Genomic DNA, 15430 nt, shown 5'->3' with positions numbered 1-15430 from the left:
CCTGCGCCGGCCGACCGCCCTGCCGCGCGGCGGGTCTATCTGGACGGCTGGCGCGACGTTCCCGTGCACGTCTGGGACGGCCTCGAGCCGGGCGCGGTCATCGACGGACCGGCCATCGCGGAGTCGGAGGCGACGACCGTGCTGATCCGCCCGGGCGAACAGGCGCGGGTCACGCCGCACGGATGGCTCGACCTCAGGGTGAAAACGGTTTAGCGTCCCCCGTGATCGCGGCCTTCCGATTCCTCGGACATGCGTTCGCGCCTGCGTGATTGGGCGCGCACCGGAGGGAATAATACACGTGACCTCCAGTCTCAGCTGTGGAGGAGGTGGATCGAGATGCCGGTTTGGCTGGTTGCGCTCTTGTCGGGAATCGCGTTCACCGTCGCGGTGACTTCGATCGCCGGCGGTAAGTAAGTTCACAACCGCATAGCAGGATCTGGCGGGGGGCCGGGGCTCCGACTCGGCTCCCCACACTTTTGGCGGCACGGATCGCAGAGACGGCGCGACGTTTGCGCACCCGCGATCGGGGAAGAAAAACATACTGAGCCGCCACTCTACCAGGAGGTGAGCCGCAATGCCCGAATGGGTGGTGTGGGTACTGGCCGGCATCTTTGTTACTGCCGCGGTGATCAACGCGGGCGGTAAGTAGGCCGAGTTGTTCTGGTAGTTGTACAGAGGGGCCGGGTCGGGACGACTGGCCCCTCGTCTTTTGGTCGCTCCCTAAATCCCGCTGAACACGCTGAACCCGCCGTCAACCGGGACGACCACGCCGTTCACGAACCCGCTTCCCGGGCCGCACAACCACAACACGGTGCCGATCAGGTCGTCGGGCACCCCGAACCGCCCCGCCGGGGTGTGCTCGATGATCGTCCGGCCGCGCGGCGTGAGGCTGCCGTCTTCGTTGGTCAGGAGGCGGCGGTTCTGCTCGCCGATGAAAAAGCCCGGCGCCACCGCGTTGACGCGCAGCCCTTCGCCGTACTTGCGCGCGAGATCTACCGCGATCCAGCGGGTCAGATTCTCAATCGCGGCCTTGGCGGCCGAATACGCCGGCACACGGGTCAACACGCGCTGGGACGCCATCGACGAGATGTTCACGATGCTGCCCTGCTTCGCCGCCGCCATCACCGGACCGAAGATCTGAATCGGGATCAGCGTGCCGGTCAGGTTCAGGTCCACGGCGGCCCGCCACGCCTCCACCGGCAGATCGAACACCGACCCGCTGTTCGCGAGCGTCGCCTGCGGCAGGTTGCCGCCGGCGGCGTTGATGAGGATATCGATTCGCCCCCACCGTCCGGCGACGGCGTCGCGGGCGCGGGCGAGCTCCGCGTGATCCAGCACGTCCGCCGCAACCGGTATCGCCTCGCCGCCGGACGCCTCGAGCTGGCCCGCCACGGCCTGCGCCCGGTCGAGCCGCCGGCCGAGGATCGCGATGCGGACCCCGGCCGCGGACAGCCCGCCCGCCATGGCGGACCCAAGCACGCCGCTGCCGCCGGTCACAACCGCGACGCGGCCCCGCAGGTCGAAGAGATCCCGCGGCTTCATCGGCCGAACGCGGAGAGGTGACGGATGAAGTGGCGCTCCACGTTCCCATCGTAGGCCTCCGGGTTCGCCCGCAGCGCCCCCTGCAGTCGGGACCCGTAGGCCGCCAGCGCGGAGCCGAAAGTGACGTGCAGCATCTCCCGGGCATCGAAGTTGTCGAGCAGCGACGCGAGATCCCGGTCCGCCACCTTCCCGGGCGCCGGCGTGCGCTGCGCGAGGGCCGACACGTGGTAGCTCGCCCGGTCCTCCGCGTAGCGCTCGTGCGCAAGGATGTAGATGTCCCGGAACAGCGACGGATCGAGCGGCGCGATCGTCCGCAGCGCTTCGAGATAGCTCGTCCCGGCGGTCTTGATGTGCGCGAGCGCGCCGCACCGGCGGCCGAAGGCGCCGTACACGCTCAGCTTGTCGGATCCGGAGTGCAGGCTGAGCTTGTACGGGCCGAGGCGGCGTGCGATCGCCGCGTGCACCGCCACATCGGCGTCGAACTCGGCCGGATCGCCGATGTAGTCCACGCCCTTCTCGAAGCGGCCGACGAAGCGCGGCGCGAGGCTCACCCACTGCACGCCGAGGCGGCGGAGCTCGGTCGCGACGTACGCGTGTTGCACCGGCGTGGTGGGCGTATCGGTCTCGTCGACCGAGATCTCGACCTCGACGGCCGTGTTCCGGGACCGGAGATGCCGGTAGAGTGACGCGACGTGCGCGACCGCGCGCCCGTACTTGACGGCGGCGCGCGCGACGGCGTCGTCGTCGTAGGCCAGCGGCTCGCGGTCGAGCTCGAGGGTATGGCCGCGGTACCGGTGCCACATCCGTTCGCGCGTGTCGTCGAGGTCGCGCCACGGCAGCGCGTCGAGCGCCGGCGCGATCTCCGCCGCCGGCTTCGAATCGGCGTCCGGATCGACGTATGCGCCGGGATCGAACGTAAAGAACGTGTAGCCCGCGGCGAGACAGCCGTCGACGTCCGCGGCGGTCTTCAGGTGGTCCGCGTCCGCGCCGAAGCCGTCGCGCCATCCTTCCATAAAGACGCCCCACGCCGCGTCGTCGAGCACCTGCACGGGCGTCCGGTTGGTCCGGACCATCTCGCGGATCGACTGCTGCGCGAAGATCGGCGCGATCCCCGCCCCCGCGGCGCGCATCGCGCGGATGTGCCCCGGCGTGGCGACGCCCAGCCGGTCGCCGAACCCGAACGACCGCGCCGGCCCCAGCACGCGCGGCGAGAGCCAGGGCAGCGTGCGCCGGAGGACGGCCAGGTTCCGCGGGGTCATCGGGCCGACGCGCAGCCACCGGCCGTCCACGTCCGTGGTCTCGCCCTCGAGGGCGCGCAGGTCTGCCGGCGCGCTCGGGGCGAGCGCGGCCACGCGGGCCGCGGCCCGCGCGTCGCGAACGGCGCCCACCTCGGCCTCGCCGATCCGGACGACGGAACGCGGCAGCACGTCGAGCCCTCGTACGGACCCCAAACCGGTCATCGGCGATCGGCCTCCTGATTGCACCCGCGGCGCGGCGGGATCAAAAGATGCCGGGATCCGCGCGGCGGCCGGCCGGCTCCCGCCCCGGGCGCGGCGTCACGGGATCGAGCGGCGGCGCGAGCGACCCATCGGCCGCGAACGACAGCGTCTGAGGCGCCGCCCCGGGCGCGACGGACGCGTGCGGCAGCAGCTCCGGCACCGCCGCCTCCGAGACGGCCACGTCGCGGAGCGCCAGCGTGGTGCGGATGTACACGAGCCGCGCCTGCCCGCCGTCGATCCTCGGCGCGGTCAGCACCGCGGCGTCGAGCACGTCGCGGTCGGTCGCGAGCACCATCGGCAGCCGCACCGAGTCGATGACGGTCGACGTGAGCGCGTTCATGTACGTCGCGCGCAGGTCCACCTTCCGCAGCACCCGCTGCGCGATCAGATCAGCCATGCCGACGCCGTTGGCGTTGCCCTGCGTCTCGGCGGTGAGGTCCAGCACGGCGATCTTGCGGATCACCGGGCCGCCGGAGGCAAACGGCGTGGGATACCGGCCGGTGATGTTGGGATCCATCCCGTCCCCGCTGATGTTCTTGCCGATCTCCTGGACGACGAGCACGTCCGCCGCCGCGACCGGCAGCCGCGGCATGAGGCTGCGCGCGCGGTCGAGCAAGGCCGGCTCCCGGTCGAGGAACGCCTCGGGCGGCAGCACCGCCACCTCGACCGGCACGTCGTAGGCGTCCTCCACCGTGCCGACCCCGAAGAGCAGCGGCGCCTTCTTGGCTACGATGCCGTAGCCCTCGACGAGACGATCGGCAAAGCCTCCGAAGCCCGGCGCGTGCATCGACTGCGCCCCGCGCTGCTTGCCGATGCCGATCACGGCCATCTTGACGAGCCCGCTCTCGATCACGCCGCGAAACGCGGTGTGCGGCTTGATGCGGCCGACTGCGACCGCGGCCCCGGCCTCCAGCGCCGCGCGGTCCCAGAAAACGCCGGAGCCGTCCGCGAGCCGCCCCAACTCCACGACGTCCATCGAGGAGACGATCGGTGCGCCGGCCGACGCTTCCGTCACGCCGAGTCCGGCGAGAACCTCCCGCTGCCCGTCCGCGGTCGCGCCGCCGTGGCTGCCCATCGCGGGGATGATGAACGGCTGCGCGCCGTGCCGGCGCAGCGCTGCGACCACGGCCTTCGTGATGAGCGGAATCTCGCCGACGCCGCGGCTCCCGACCGCGACCGCGACGCGCCCCTTCGGAATCCGCCGCGCGATGTCCGGCGCGTCGATCCGCCGGCGGATCTCGGCCTCGACGTCGCACCGGCCCGGCGTCGCGAACTGCTGACGCACGCGGACGACTTTGGGCAGCGCCGCTCTTTCCGGCGCGCGGATCCCCTCGACCGGGACGGCGCCGCTCATGCGTTCTTGGCCACCCACGCGTGCGCCGGGTCCTCGCTCGCCATCAGCTTCCGGCCTTCGCCGGCGAGCGCCCACAGATAGTAGAGCTTGTATCCCGGCGCGGCGACGACGGGATGGTAGCCCCAGGGTATCAGGACGGTGTCGCCGTCTTCGACGACGAACGTGGAGTCGACGTGCCGCTCCGGCGAGTACAGACGCTGGAACCCGAAGCCCCCCTTCGGCTTCACGCGGAAGTAGTAGACTTCCTGGAAGACGGCCTCCCGCGGCGGATCGTGGCGGTCGTGCCGGTGCGGCGGGTAGCTCGACCATCCGCCGGGCTCGTTGAACGTCTCGCCCGCCACGAGCCGCTGCGCGGGCTTCGACTCGTCGAGAATCGTGTAGACTGTGCGCTTGTTCGGGCCGTCGCCCCGCACCGCGACCACCACGTCCCGGGGCTGGATCACATATGCCTGCCCGCCGTCGGGCGCCGTCGCCCGCAGCGCCGCGATCTCGACGGGTGCCGCCGCCGAAATCCGGTACGGAAGACCGGCCGGCACGTAGACCGAGGTCGGCACGCCGTCGAAGACGTCCGCGCGTCCGCCGAGGTCTTTCCACTCGCCGGCGCCCTGCACGGCGATCGAGCACGTGCCGCCGAGAATGACCAGCAGCGACTCGCGTCCCGGCGACGCGGCCTCCAGCGGCCGGCCGGACGCCGGCCGGAGGATGGCGAGCTCGAGCCCGTCGGAATCGGAGTTCCTGGGATTCACGATCTCCGAGACGCCGTTGCCCCGGCTGCGCTTGAAGAACACGTTCACGGCCGCACCTCCGAAGGGGACTGGCCGGCGGGATGCGCCGGCGCCGCATCGTCGAGCGACACCGAGACGGCCGGATCGGCCCAGCGCGTGTTGGGAATCAGCGGGTACCAGGCCGGCCGGCCGGGATCGCGATCGTACGGGTACCCACCCAGCCGCCGGTAAAGCTCGGCGTAGCGGCCCATCTTGTCGCGATCGAGCCGGACGCCGAGCCCGGGCCCGGTCGGGACCGCGATCCGACCGCCGCGGTACGGCATCTTGCCGCCCTCGATCACGTCGTCCACAAGATGATGGTAGTGCGCGTCCGCGGCGAAAGCCAGACTCGGGATCACCGCGCCGAGATGCAGCATCGTCGCGAGCTGGATGCCGAGCTCGCCTGAAGAGTGCACGGCCACGCCGAGCTGAAACGTCTCGCAGACCCCGGCCGCCTTCACGCACGGACGGATACCGCCCCAGAACGTCGTGTCGAGGAGGATCACGTCGACGGCGGGCTGCAGCACGTTCGCCGCGAGCCCTTCGAAGTTCACCACGACGGTGTTGGTCGCGAGCGGCACGCGCACGCGCTCCCGAAGGCGCCGCATGCCGTTGAGGCCCCACGTCGGATCCTCGAGGTAATCGTTGCGGAGGTCCTCGATCGCCCGCCCGAACCGGATGCCCTCCTCCACGCTCAGCACGGAGTTGGGGTCGTAGCGCAGCCCGTCCTCGGGGAACGCCGCCGCGAGCGCGCGGTAGCACTCCAGCTCGTACTGGGGCGGGAAGACGCCGCCCTTCAGCTTGTGTGTCCGGAACCCGTGCGCGCGGCGCAGCGTCTGGGCGTGCGCGACCAGCTGCTCCACCGTCCGGACCTCGCCCGCGCCGCTCTTCGGGTCGGCGTAGCGGAAGAACAGGTAACTCGCGAACGGCACCTCGCCGCGCAGCCGTCCCCCGAGCAGATCGTACACGGGCACGCCGAGCGCCTGCCCGATGATGTCGAGGCACGCGAACTCGATCGCGGCGTGCAACTGCGTCCGGTTGGTGTACAGGCCCGCCGTCGGGTTGCAGATCTTGAAGCGCAGCGCCTCGAGGTCGAAGGCGTCGTGCCCGAGGACGTAGGGCTTCAGCCCGAGCAGCGCGCCCTCGGCGGCCTCGCCGCCCCCACCCATCTCCCCGAGGCCGACGAGCCCGTCCGCCGTCTTGAGCTCCACGATGGTGCGCACGAACCGGCCCCAGTGCGCGCCGTTGCTGTGCCGGAGCGGCGCCTCGACCGGGACGGTGACCGTCGTCGCGCGGAGATCGGCGATCGGAAGGCGTTTCACCGGCGGACGCGGATGACCATGTTCACGGGGTTGATGAACCGGAGCGCGGTGAGCAGCAGAATGAGGCCGGTGACCATGTAGACGACCGCCATCGCGTCGATCGCTTGGCTGGGCCGGATCCCGGCCGCGAACGCCGTGTAGTAGAGCGCGACGACGAGGGTCTGGCTCTTCGCGCCGGAGACGAGGAACGTCAGCTCGAACAGGGCGATCGCACGCACGAGGATCAGGAGGCCCGCGGCCAGCACGCCGGGGAGCGCGATGGGCAAGAGCACCCGTGCGAACAGCCGGAGCGGCGGCGCGCCTAAGGTACGGGCGGCGCGCTCGAGGTTCGGATCGATCTGCTCGAAAAACGGCGTCATGATCAGCACGACGAACGGCATCGCCGGCACGATGTTCGCAACGATGACGCCGGCGAGCTTGCCGCCGAGGTGGAGCTTGTACAGCATCGCGGCGAGCGGGATGCCGTAGGTGATCGGCGGCACCATCATCGGCAGGACGAGCAGCAGCATGAGGGCGGGCCGTCCGGGAAACGCGTACCGCGCGAGCGCGTAGGCGGCCGGCACGCCGAGCGCGAGGCTGATCAGGGTGACGCTCAGGCCGACGACGATCGTAACGCCGAGCACGTAGCCGAGATCGAACTCGGCGAGCGCGAACCTGTACCACTTCCCCGTGTACGCGTCCGGCAGCCATCCGCCGAACCACGTGGACGCGATCGAGTTGAGGAACGCGGAGAGGAAGATGCCGGCGACCAAGAGCGCGAACAGGCCGACGACAGCATAGACCCACCACGCCGGGCCGTCGCCTGTCCGGCCGCGCCGGCGGGCGGGCGGCTGCTGCGCCGACGCCGAAGCCGCCCGGCTCATCCGCGTCCTCCGATCGTCGGGCCTTTGTACGCGCGGTTCCGCGCCATGAGCACCAACGCCACGAAAACGAGCTCGATCGCCGCCATCACCATCGCGATCGCCGACGCCCGCGGGTAGTCGAAGTTCTCGTACGCGGCCTGCCACGCGGCGAGCGCGATCACCCGCGTGGATCCGGCCGGTTCGCCGACGAGCACCGCCGACGGAAAGACCGAAAACGTCGCGACGAAGGAGAGCGCCGCCGCCGCGGCGATCCCGGGGGCCAGCATCGGCAGCGTGACCCGGCGCAGGCGCTGCGGCCACCCCGCGCCGAGCGTGCGCGCCGCCTGCTCGAGGCGCGGATCGAGGCCGGACGCGTACCCGAGCAGCACGAGGAACACCGCGGGAAAGTCCGAGATCGTCAGCGAGAGAAAGACGCCGGTGTAGTTGTGCACGAACTGCACCGGGAACCGCGCGAGGTGCAGCGCCAGCAGCGCCTTGTTGACCCACCCCGCCGGCCCGAAGAACTCGATCATGCCCTCCGCGAGCAGCACGGTACCGAGGGTCATCGGGATCACGAGCAGGCCCGTGATGAGGCGTTGACCGGGCAGCGGACGCCGCAGCCGGTAAGCGAGCGGCAGCGCGATTGCGAGATCGAGCACGGTCACCGGGACGGCGAGCCGCAGTGTATTCCAAATCGACAGCCGCTCCCGCGGGTCGCCGAAGAACGAGCCGTAGTTGGCGAACGCGCCGGCCTTGGCGAGCGCCCCGATCGGCGAGAGCGACAGCTGCAGGCCGTAAACGAACGGATAGACGAACAGGACGAGTACGACGAACAGCGCCGGCGCGAGCGGCAGGAGCGGTCCCCAACGGATGCCCGCGCGCGGCGACACGGGCGCCCCCCCTCCGCCCGCCTGCATTCCCCCGGTCCGCTGCATCGCGGCCTACTCCGGCGGAAAGACCAGAAGCCGCTCGGGGTTGACGTTCAGGACCACCGCCGCTCCGCGCTCGAGACGCGACGGTGTCCGGACGACGAACGCGTCGCCGGCGTCGGCCACGACGCTGCACTCGAACGCGTCGCCGACAAACTCTGCGAATTCGACCCTCGCCGCGATGCCCGGCTTGTTGCCGGGCGCGGGCAGCGCCTCGACGTCTTCCGGCCGTACCGCGGCAACCGCCTCGGCGCCCGCCGCGACCCCGTCGCGCATCGTGCCCGCCAGGTGCAGGCCGGAGGGAGTCGCGACCTCGGCCTGGGTGCCGCGCGCAGTCCGAACGCGCACCGGGAAGAGGTTCCGGTAGCCGAAGAAGTTCGCGACGAACGCCGACTCCGGACGCAGGTAGACTTCTTCGGGCGAGCCCACCTGCCGCAGCATCCCGTCTTTCATCAGGCCGATGCGGTCGGAGAGCGAGAGCGCTTCTTCCTGATCGTGCGTGACGTACACGGTCGTGAGCCCGAGCGTCTGATGCAGCCGGCGGATTTCGAGCCGCATCTCGACGCGAAGCTTCGCGTCGAGGTTGCTGAGCGGTTCGTCCATCAAGAGCAGGCGCGGCTCGATGACGAGTGCGCGGGCCAGAGCGACGCGCTGCTGCTGGCCGCCGCTGAGCTGCGCGGGATAGCGGTCGATCGTCTCTTCGAGATGGACGAGCGCGAGCGTCCGGCGGACCCGCCGGTCCACGTCCTCCGGCCGAACGCCCTGCATCTCGAGCCCGAAGGCGACGTTGCGGGCGACGGTCAGATGCGGGAAGAGCGCGTAGCTCTGGAATACCACGCCGAAGCCCCGCCGCTCCGGCGGCACGGGCGCGAGGTCACGGCCGTCGAGCAGGATCTGTCCCGCATCCGGCTCGAGGAGACCGGCGAGCAGATTGAGCGCGGTGCTCTTGCCGCACCCCGAGGGCCCCAGCAGGCTGACGAACTCGCCGCCCCGCACGTCGAGGTCGAAGTCCCGCACCGCCGCGACGCCGCCGAAGTGTTTCGAAAGGCCGCGCATTTCAACGCGGCCGATTTTGTGCGCTAGGGCCGGCAGGCTCTCGCCTGCCGGCCCGGACGGCTGCACCCGGAATTGGGCGCTCACTTGAGCTTGTTCGCGCCGACCTTCTGGTCCCAGATCTGGAACGCCTCCACCAGCTTCGCCGGTTCGAGCGGAATCTCGATCGGCCGAGTCTTGATCAATTCGTCGAACGACGCCCGCTGCACCGGTCCGACTTTGTCCTGACTGTCCTTCGGCGCCATCGACAGCGGCACGTTCTTCACCGCGGGGCCCGGATAGAAGTAGCCGGTGTCGTAGGTCTTGGCCTGCTGATCGGGCTTCAGCACCCACGCGATCAGGTCGAGTACGAGTCCCAGCATCTCCGGCGAGTTGCCCCTGGGCACGCAGATGTACTGCGTGTCCGCGATTAGATGCTCGCCGTTGAAAGCGAACGCGCCGAAGTTCTTCGGCACCACGCCGAGCGCCCGAACGTTGAGATCCCAGCCCATCGTCGACGCCGCGATGGTGCGCGCGCCCTGGCCGAGCTCCTGGAACGTGCCCGCGGTGCCGGTGGGATAGTACTGAACGTACTGGCCCAACTGCTGGTAGTACGGCCAGACCTTCGTCCACGAGCTGGGTTCGCGCGGGTTCCCCTCACCGAGCAGGTACGGCAGCCCCATCATGAAGCTGCGGCCCGGACCGGAGTTGGCCGGCCGCGCGTAGATCAGCTGCCCGGGGTTGCCCTTCGCCCAGTTCAGGAGGTCTTCGGGCGTCTTCGGCGGATTCGGCAGCCGCTGCGGGTTGTAGGTGAACGTCGGTCCGTAGTTGCCGAAGACGTCGAGAATGCCGTACCCCTGCGCGAGCCCCTGCGCCTTCGGCTGGATGTAGTTGCCGATCAGGTTGGGGAACTTCGCCTGGTAATCCGGCAGGATGGGCTGCCAGATTTTCTGCACGATGCCGGCCGACAGCGCGTCCGAGCCGGTCAGCACCATGTTGATCTGCAGCTGGTTGGCCTGCTGCTGCGCGAGGATCTTCGCCGGCAGCTCCGGCGCCGTCGCCTGCTGGTAGCTCACGCCGCTGACGTACTGTTTGTGGTTGGCGGCGTAGTCCTCGATGATGGCCTTCGTGAGCTGCAGCTGGCCGGCGACGTCGATGATTGTGAGCGCCAGCGGCCGCGACGGCAGCGGCGGCAGCGCCGCGCCGGCCGCGCGGACGGCGCCGGGACGGCCGAGGATTCCGGTACCCGCGGCCGCGGCAACGCCCGCGCCGATCAGAAGCGTCCGGCGATCGAACCGATGTGAACTGTCCTTCACGATGTGCCACCCCCCACGTCGGGTTATTAAATTGAAGGTCTATATCATCCCACGTTATGATGACCGCCGTGGGTTCCGTCTGTATATCCGATGTAAATCGGATTTTCCCAGTCGATTTTTCGCGGATCGGGCCTAATGGCCCTGTAACGATAATGCGAGGACGGGGCTCGGTGGGTCACGTGCGCCGCGCGCGGGCCGCCCCCCGCTTGGCGGGGCTCGACGGTGCCACGCGCAGCGCGGCCGCGATGACCTGCTTGACCGGCACGCCGCGGGATTCCGCCGCGGCGCGGCACGCCTCGAACTCCGGCGCGACGTTCAGCACCACGTCGCCGTCGACGGCGATCTTCACCGGGATCCTGCCGTACTCCGTATCCACGTCCACGGTGCGCCGGGTCGCGGCCAGCCGGCTTACTTCGTAGGCGCGCACACCGAGCGTGGTCGTCTCGGCGAGCAGCACCCCGGTCAGTTCCTTCGCCCGGGCCTGGGATGCGAGGACCCGCAGCACGTGGCCGGGGCGCCCCTTCTTCATGACCGCCGGGACGGTCGCGACCTCGAGCGCGCCGGCTTCGATCAGCCGCGCCGTCACGTACGGATAGAGTTGCGGGTTCATATCGTCGATCGAGGTTTCGAGCATGACGAGCCGCTCCGTGCGTGCGCCGTCACCAAAGGGAACGGCGGCCGCGGCGCCTGCACCGCGGTCCGCCGCACCGGACGCGCTCGTCTTCTGCCGCTCACCTACGAAGAGCCGGAGCACGTTGGCCCGCTCGGGATCGTCACGGCCGGCACCCGTACCGATGCGGTCGACCCGCATCGGCGGCAGCGGCCCCCACTCCGTCACGAGTTCCTTGAGCAGCGCGGCGCCGGTCGGCGTCAGCCACTCGCCCTCGACGTCGCCCGCGTACACCGGCATCCCTTCGATCAGCGCCTGCGTGGCGGGGGCCGGCACCGGCACCAAGCCGTGGCGGATGCGGACCCACCCGCGGCCGATGCTCACCGGCGACGCCGCGATTCGATCCAGCCCGAGCGCCTCGATGCCCGCGAGCACGCCGGCCACGTCGACGACGGTGTCGAGGCCCCCGAGTTCGTGGAGGTGCACGCGCTCCACGGGCACGCCGTGAACGCGGGACTCGACCTCCGCAAGGCGGTGCAGCACGCGGGCCGCGCGCCTCCGCACCGGGGCGGCAACGCGGCAGCGGTCGACGATCGCGGCCAGTTCCGGATAGAGCCGCTCGTGCGCCGGATTGTCTTCCGTGACCTCGACGCGCAGCGCGGGCACGCCGCGGCGCTCGGCCCTGGTAACGGTCAGACGGACCGGCACCCCGAGGTCCGCGACGACGCGCTGCAGCGCGGTCCGCGGCCAGCCCGCGCCGAGGAGCGCGCCGAGCAGCATGTCGCCGCTCGCGCCGCTGGCGCAGTCAAGGTAGCCGAGTCGCATGCGGTCCCTCCGCGTCAGCCCCGCGCGTTTCCGTGGATCGGACTTCCGTGCCGTCCCTTTCCCCGCCGCCCCCCGCGGCGGCGCCGTTGATGCACGCGGCGAGGTAGCCGGCGCCGAACCCGTTGTCGATGTTCACGACCGCGACCCCGGGCGCGCACGCGTTCAGCATCGTGAAGAGCGGCGCGATGCCGCCGAGATGCACGCCGTAGCCGACGCTGGTCGGCACGCCGATCACCGGCGCCCGCGTCAGCCCCGCGACGACCGCCGGCAACGCGCCGTCCATTCCAGCGGCGACAACCAGCGCCCGCGCCCGCTCGAGCAGCCCGCGGTGCGCTCCGAGACGGTGGAGGCCGCTCACGCCGACGTCATAGGCGCGCGCGACCTCGGCGCCCATCACCTCGGCCGTCCACGCCGCCTCTTCGGCGACCGGCAGGTCACCGGTTCCGCCGGTCAATATCCCCACGCAGCCGGTCCGGCGGCGGGGGACGCCGCCCAGCACGACGAGCCGGGCGTGCGCCGCGTACTCGGCGTCCGGGAAGCTCTCCGCCACCCCGGCGGCCACGTCCGGCGTCGCGCGCGTCAACAGCACGGGACCGCCGGCGCGCCGCAGCGCCGCCGCGATCTCGACGATCTGCGCGATCGACTTGCCGGGACAGTAGACCGCCTCGGGCGCGCCGCGGCGGAGCGGCCGGTGGGTATCGGCCTTCGCAAACCCGAGGTCCGCGAACGGCATCCAGCGCAGCGCGGTGAGGGCGTCGCCGACCGAGACGCGACCGGCGCGCACGTCGTCGAGCAGGCGCGAAAGCGCGTCCTCGTTCACGGGCCGCCCCCGGCCGTTCCCCCCGTGCCGCGGCCCGCCAGACTCGCGGAAAACCGTCCGGAGCGGAGGCCGTCCGGCGCGATCCGTACGGCCGTGAAGCCGACGACGCGCAACGCTTCGGTAAGGCGCCCGGAGAGCGCGGTCAGCCGCTCGACCTCCGGCAGCGGCACCTCGACGCTCGCGGCGGCGCCGTGGTGGCGCACGCGCACCTCGCGGAAGCCCAGGCCGCGCACGATCCGCTCCGCCGCCTCGACTTGGCCGAGCGCCGCGACGGTCACCGGCGAGCCGTACGGCAGGCGCGACGCGAGGCACGGCGCGGCCGGCTTGTCCCAGACCTCCAGACGCCGCGCGCGGGCGAGCGCGCGGATCTCGTCCTTGCCGAGTTCCGCCTCGAGGAGCGGCGCCCGCACCGCGAACTCCGCCGCCGCGCGCATCCCCGGCCGGTAGTCCCCCACGTCGTCCGCGTTCGCGCCGTACACGACCGCGGGAAGATCCAGGCCCCGGGCGAGCCGCTCGAGTTCGGTGAACAGCGCGCGCTTGCAGAAATAGCACCGGTTCGCGTCGTTGCGGAGATAGCGATCGTCTTCGAGTTCGCGCGTCTCTACGCGGAGGTGCCGGACGCCGATGGATGCGGCGATCCGCTGCGCCGCGGCGAGCTCGTCCCGGGCGAGCGACGCCGAGACCGCCGTCGCGGCCACGCATCGGTCACCCAGCACGTCGAACGCCGCCGCGAGCAGATACGCGCTGTCGACGCCGCCCGAAAAAGCGACGACGGCGCCGCGAAGCTCGCGCAGCGTCGCGTCGAGCCGCGCCTGCTTACACCGGAGTTGCGCGCTGTCGATCGTGGTCACATCTCACATCCCCTACCGCGTCCTTCGACCGGCCGCGGCGCCGCGCCTCCGTCACGACGCCTCGGCCGCGGGGCGCACAGGCTCCGATGCCAGCGACACGCCCGCAAACGTGAGGAGCGCGCCGGCCGCCTGTACGAGGGTGAGGGTTTCGCCGAGCACGACCGCGGCGATGATCACCGCCGAGATCGGCTCCAGGTAGACGTACACCATCGTCTGCCGCTGGCCGTACCGGTAGAGCGACCGGCCCCACAGCGCCATCGCCAGCACCATGCCGGCCGTTGCGCCGTAAACGAGTCCGGCCCACGCCGGCCACGACACCACGGCCCAAGCGTGCCGCGCCGCGCCCGGCAGCGCGATCGGCGCGAACAAGAGCATCGCGATCCCCATCGACCATCCCGTCGCCTGCCACGTCCCGGTCGCCGCGACGACCGGACTGATGGAGAAGGCGTACCACGACCACGCGGCGGCCGCGCCGAGCGCGATCAGGTCGCCCAGCGCATGCTGCGAATCGAGCCCGCCGGCCTGCCCCCAGACGATCAGCGCGACGCCGGCGAGCCCGGTGACGAGCCCGGTCCAGCGGCGCGCGTCCGGCGCTTCGCCCCCGCGGACGGCCAGCCACCCGGCGGTCAGGATCGGAGCAGCCGCGAGCAAGATCGCGCTCTGCCCGGCCGTCGTCCACCGAAGGCCGCCGATGAGGAGAATCTGAAACGTCGCCTGGGCGAGCCCGGCACGCACGATCGACCCCGCGGACCCCCGCGGCGCGGGACGCCGGCGGGGCAGCCAGATTACCGCCGGCACCGCGGTCGCGATCACCAGACGCAGAAACGTCACGTCCACCGGGTCGATCTCGCGAAGCGCCAGCCGCACGCCGGGATAGACGCCGCCCCACAGCACGACCGCGAGCAGCGGCTCGAGGAGCAGCCGCCCGCGTCCCGCTCCGTCCCGGCTCATACCATCACAGAACCGCCGTTAACATCAAGGCACTGCCCGGTCATGAACCGCGCGTCGTCGGAGGCGAGGTACAGCGCCGCCATCGCGATGTCGTCCGGATCGCCCATCCGGCGCACCGGGAGCTCCGCGGCCCGGGTGCGCTGCCGCTCGGGCGGATAGATCGCGCGGTTCATGTCCGTGACGATCCCGCCGGGGCAGACGGCGTTCACCGTGATCCCGTACTGGCCCACTTCCCTCGCGAGCGAGCGGGTGAACGCGAGGATGAAGCCCTTCGTACCGGAGTACACCGCGAACTTGTCCGACCCGACGTGTCCCAGCTGCGACGACAGGTTGATGACGCGTCCCCAGCCCCGCTTGATCATCGCGGGCAGCAGCGCGCGCGTGAGCGTCAGCGTGCCGTAGATGTTGACGTCGATCATCGCCGTCCACGTCGCGGGATCCTGAGCGGCAAACGGCGCCACGTCCATGATCCCCGCGTTGTTCACGAGAATATCGACGCGCCCGAACGCCTGCATCGCTCGGTCCGCGAGCGCGGCCGTCTCCTCCCCGCGCGCCACGTCGGCCCGCACGGCGATCGCGCGGCGCCCCATCCGTTCGATCTGCTCCACGACGGACGCGGCGTCCGCCTCCGCGGTTCGGTAATCGACCACGACATCGGCGCCCTCCCGCGCGAAACCCAGCGCGGTCGCGCGGCCGAAGCCGCGGCTCCCCCCGGTGATCACCGCAACTCGATCGGCCAACCTGCTCATCGGAACCTCCGGACAACGCCCTGC

General features: G+C 71.1%; 15 protein-coding genes. 1 reads left to right on the top strand and 14 read right to left on the bottom strand.

Annotation, left to right across the window (positions count from 1 at the left end; genetic code table 11):
* Positions 1 to 213, top strand: a 213-nt coding sequence (locus VFL28_13880; GenBank protein HET7265750.1) for a hypothetical protein, incomplete at its 5' end; no start/stop codon positions are given.
* A gap of 507 nt (positions 214 to 720) precedes the next feature.
* On the opposite strand, the gene VFL28_13875 is transcribed toward VFL28_13880, so the two are convergent.
* From VFL28_13875 to VFL28_13810, 14 genes are all read right to left on the bottom strand, one after another.
* Positions 721 to 1542 carry an SDR family oxidoreductase gene (locus VFL28_13875; GenBank protein ID HET7265749.1) on the bottom strand — a complete coding sequence of 274 codons (822 nt, stop codon included), beginning with the start codon at positions 1540 to 1542 and terminating at the stop codon, positions 721 to 723.
* Positions 1539 to 3002, bottom strand: coding sequence for a tagaturonate epimerase family protein (locus tag VFL28_13870; protein HET7265748.1), 1464 nt, complete (start codon positions 3000 to 3002; stop codon positions 1539 to 1541). Before VFL28_13870 ends, VFL28_13875 begins: the two co-directional genes overlap by 4 nt.
* A 40-nt stretch (positions 3003 to 3042) precedes the next feature.
* Entirely contained in the window at positions 3043 to 4395 is a 1353-nt protein-coding gene (locus tag VFL28_13865; protein HET7265747.1) for a lactate racemase domain-containing protein, read from the bottom strand.
* Positions 4392 to 5189, bottom strand: a complete 798-nt coding sequence (gene iolB, locus VFL28_13860) for a 5-deoxy-glucuronate isomerase (GenBank protein HET7265746.1) — start codon at positions 5187 to 5189, stop codon at positions 4392 to 4394. Before iolB ends, VFL28_13865 begins: the two co-directional genes overlap by 4 nt.
* Positions 5186 to 6481 (bottom strand): enolase C-terminal domain-like protein, encoded by a 1296-nt coding sequence (locus VFL28_13855; GenBank protein ID HET7265745.1) that lies wholly within the window; start codon positions 6479 to 6481, stop codon positions 5186 to 5188. The genes iolB and VFL28_13855 overlap by 4 nt, the downstream gene beginning before the upstream one ends.
* Positions 6478 to 7344, bottom strand: coding sequence for an ABC transporter permease subunit (locus VFL28_13850; GenBank protein ID HET7265744.1), 867 nt, complete (start codon positions 7342 to 7344; stop codon positions 6478 to 6480). Before VFL28_13850 ends, VFL28_13855 begins: the two co-directional genes overlap by 4 nt.
* Positions 7341 to 8213 (bottom strand): sugar ABC transporter permease, encoded by an 873-nt coding sequence (locus tag VFL28_13845; GenBank protein HET7265743.1) that lies wholly within the window; start codon positions 8211 to 8213, stop codon positions 7341 to 7343. The genes VFL28_13850 and VFL28_13845 overlap by 4 nt, the downstream gene beginning before the upstream one ends.
* Positions 8214 to 8264: 51 nt before the next feature.
* The gene (locus VFL28_13840) at positions 8265 to 9392 is read right to left on the bottom strand and encodes an ABC transporter ATP-binding protein (GenBank protein ID HET7265742.1); all 1128 of its coding nucleotides are present in this window, start codon (positions 9390 to 9392) and stop codon (positions 8265 to 8267) included.
* Positions 9389 to 10600, bottom strand: a complete 1212-nt coding sequence (locus VFL28_13835) for an extracellular solute-binding protein (protein HET7265741.1) — start codon at positions 10598 to 10600, stop codon at positions 9389 to 9391. Before VFL28_13835 ends, VFL28_13840 begins: the two co-directional genes overlap by 4 nt.
* Before the next feature lie 175 nt (positions 10601 to 10775).
* A complete protein-coding gene (larC, locus tag VFL28_13830) occupies positions 10776 to 12035 on the bottom strand; it encodes a nickel pincer cofactor biosynthesis protein LarC (protein HET7265740.1) in 1260 nt (419 codons plus the stop codon).
* Positions 12016 to 12855, bottom strand: a complete 840-nt coding sequence (larB, locus tag VFL28_13825) for a nickel pincer cofactor biosynthesis protein LarB (GenBank protein HET7265739.1) — start codon at positions 12853 to 12855, stop codon at positions 12016 to 12018. The genes larC and larB overlap by 20 nt, the downstream gene beginning before the upstream one ends.
* Entirely contained in the window at positions 12852 to 13706 is an 855-nt protein-coding gene (gene larE / locus VFL28_13820) for an ATP-dependent sacrificial sulfur transferase LarE (GenBank protein ID HET7265738.1), read from the bottom strand. Before larE ends, larB begins: the two co-directional genes overlap by 4 nt.
* A 51-nt stretch (positions 13707 to 13757) precedes the next feature.
* A complete protein-coding gene (locus VFL28_13815) occupies positions 13758 to 14657 on the bottom strand; it encodes a DMT family transporter (protein HET7265737.1) in 900 nt (299 codons plus the stop codon).
* Positions 14654 to 15406, bottom strand: a complete 753-nt coding sequence (locus VFL28_13810) for a 3-oxoacyl-ACP reductase family protein (GenBank protein ID HET7265736.1) — start codon at positions 15404 to 15406, stop codon at positions 14654 to 14656. The genes VFL28_13815 and VFL28_13810 overlap by 4 nt, the downstream gene beginning before the upstream one ends.
* Positions 15407 to 15430: the final 24 nt, after the last annotated feature.

The organism is bacterium, assembly GCA_035691305.1.
Classification (GTDB): Bacteria; Sysuimicrobiota; Sysuimicrobiia; order Sysuimicrobiales; family Segetimicrobiaceae; genus DASSJF01.
The sequence above is the reverse complement of the archived record's forward strand: the minus strand, read 5'-3'. Positions and strand labels throughout refer to the sequence as shown.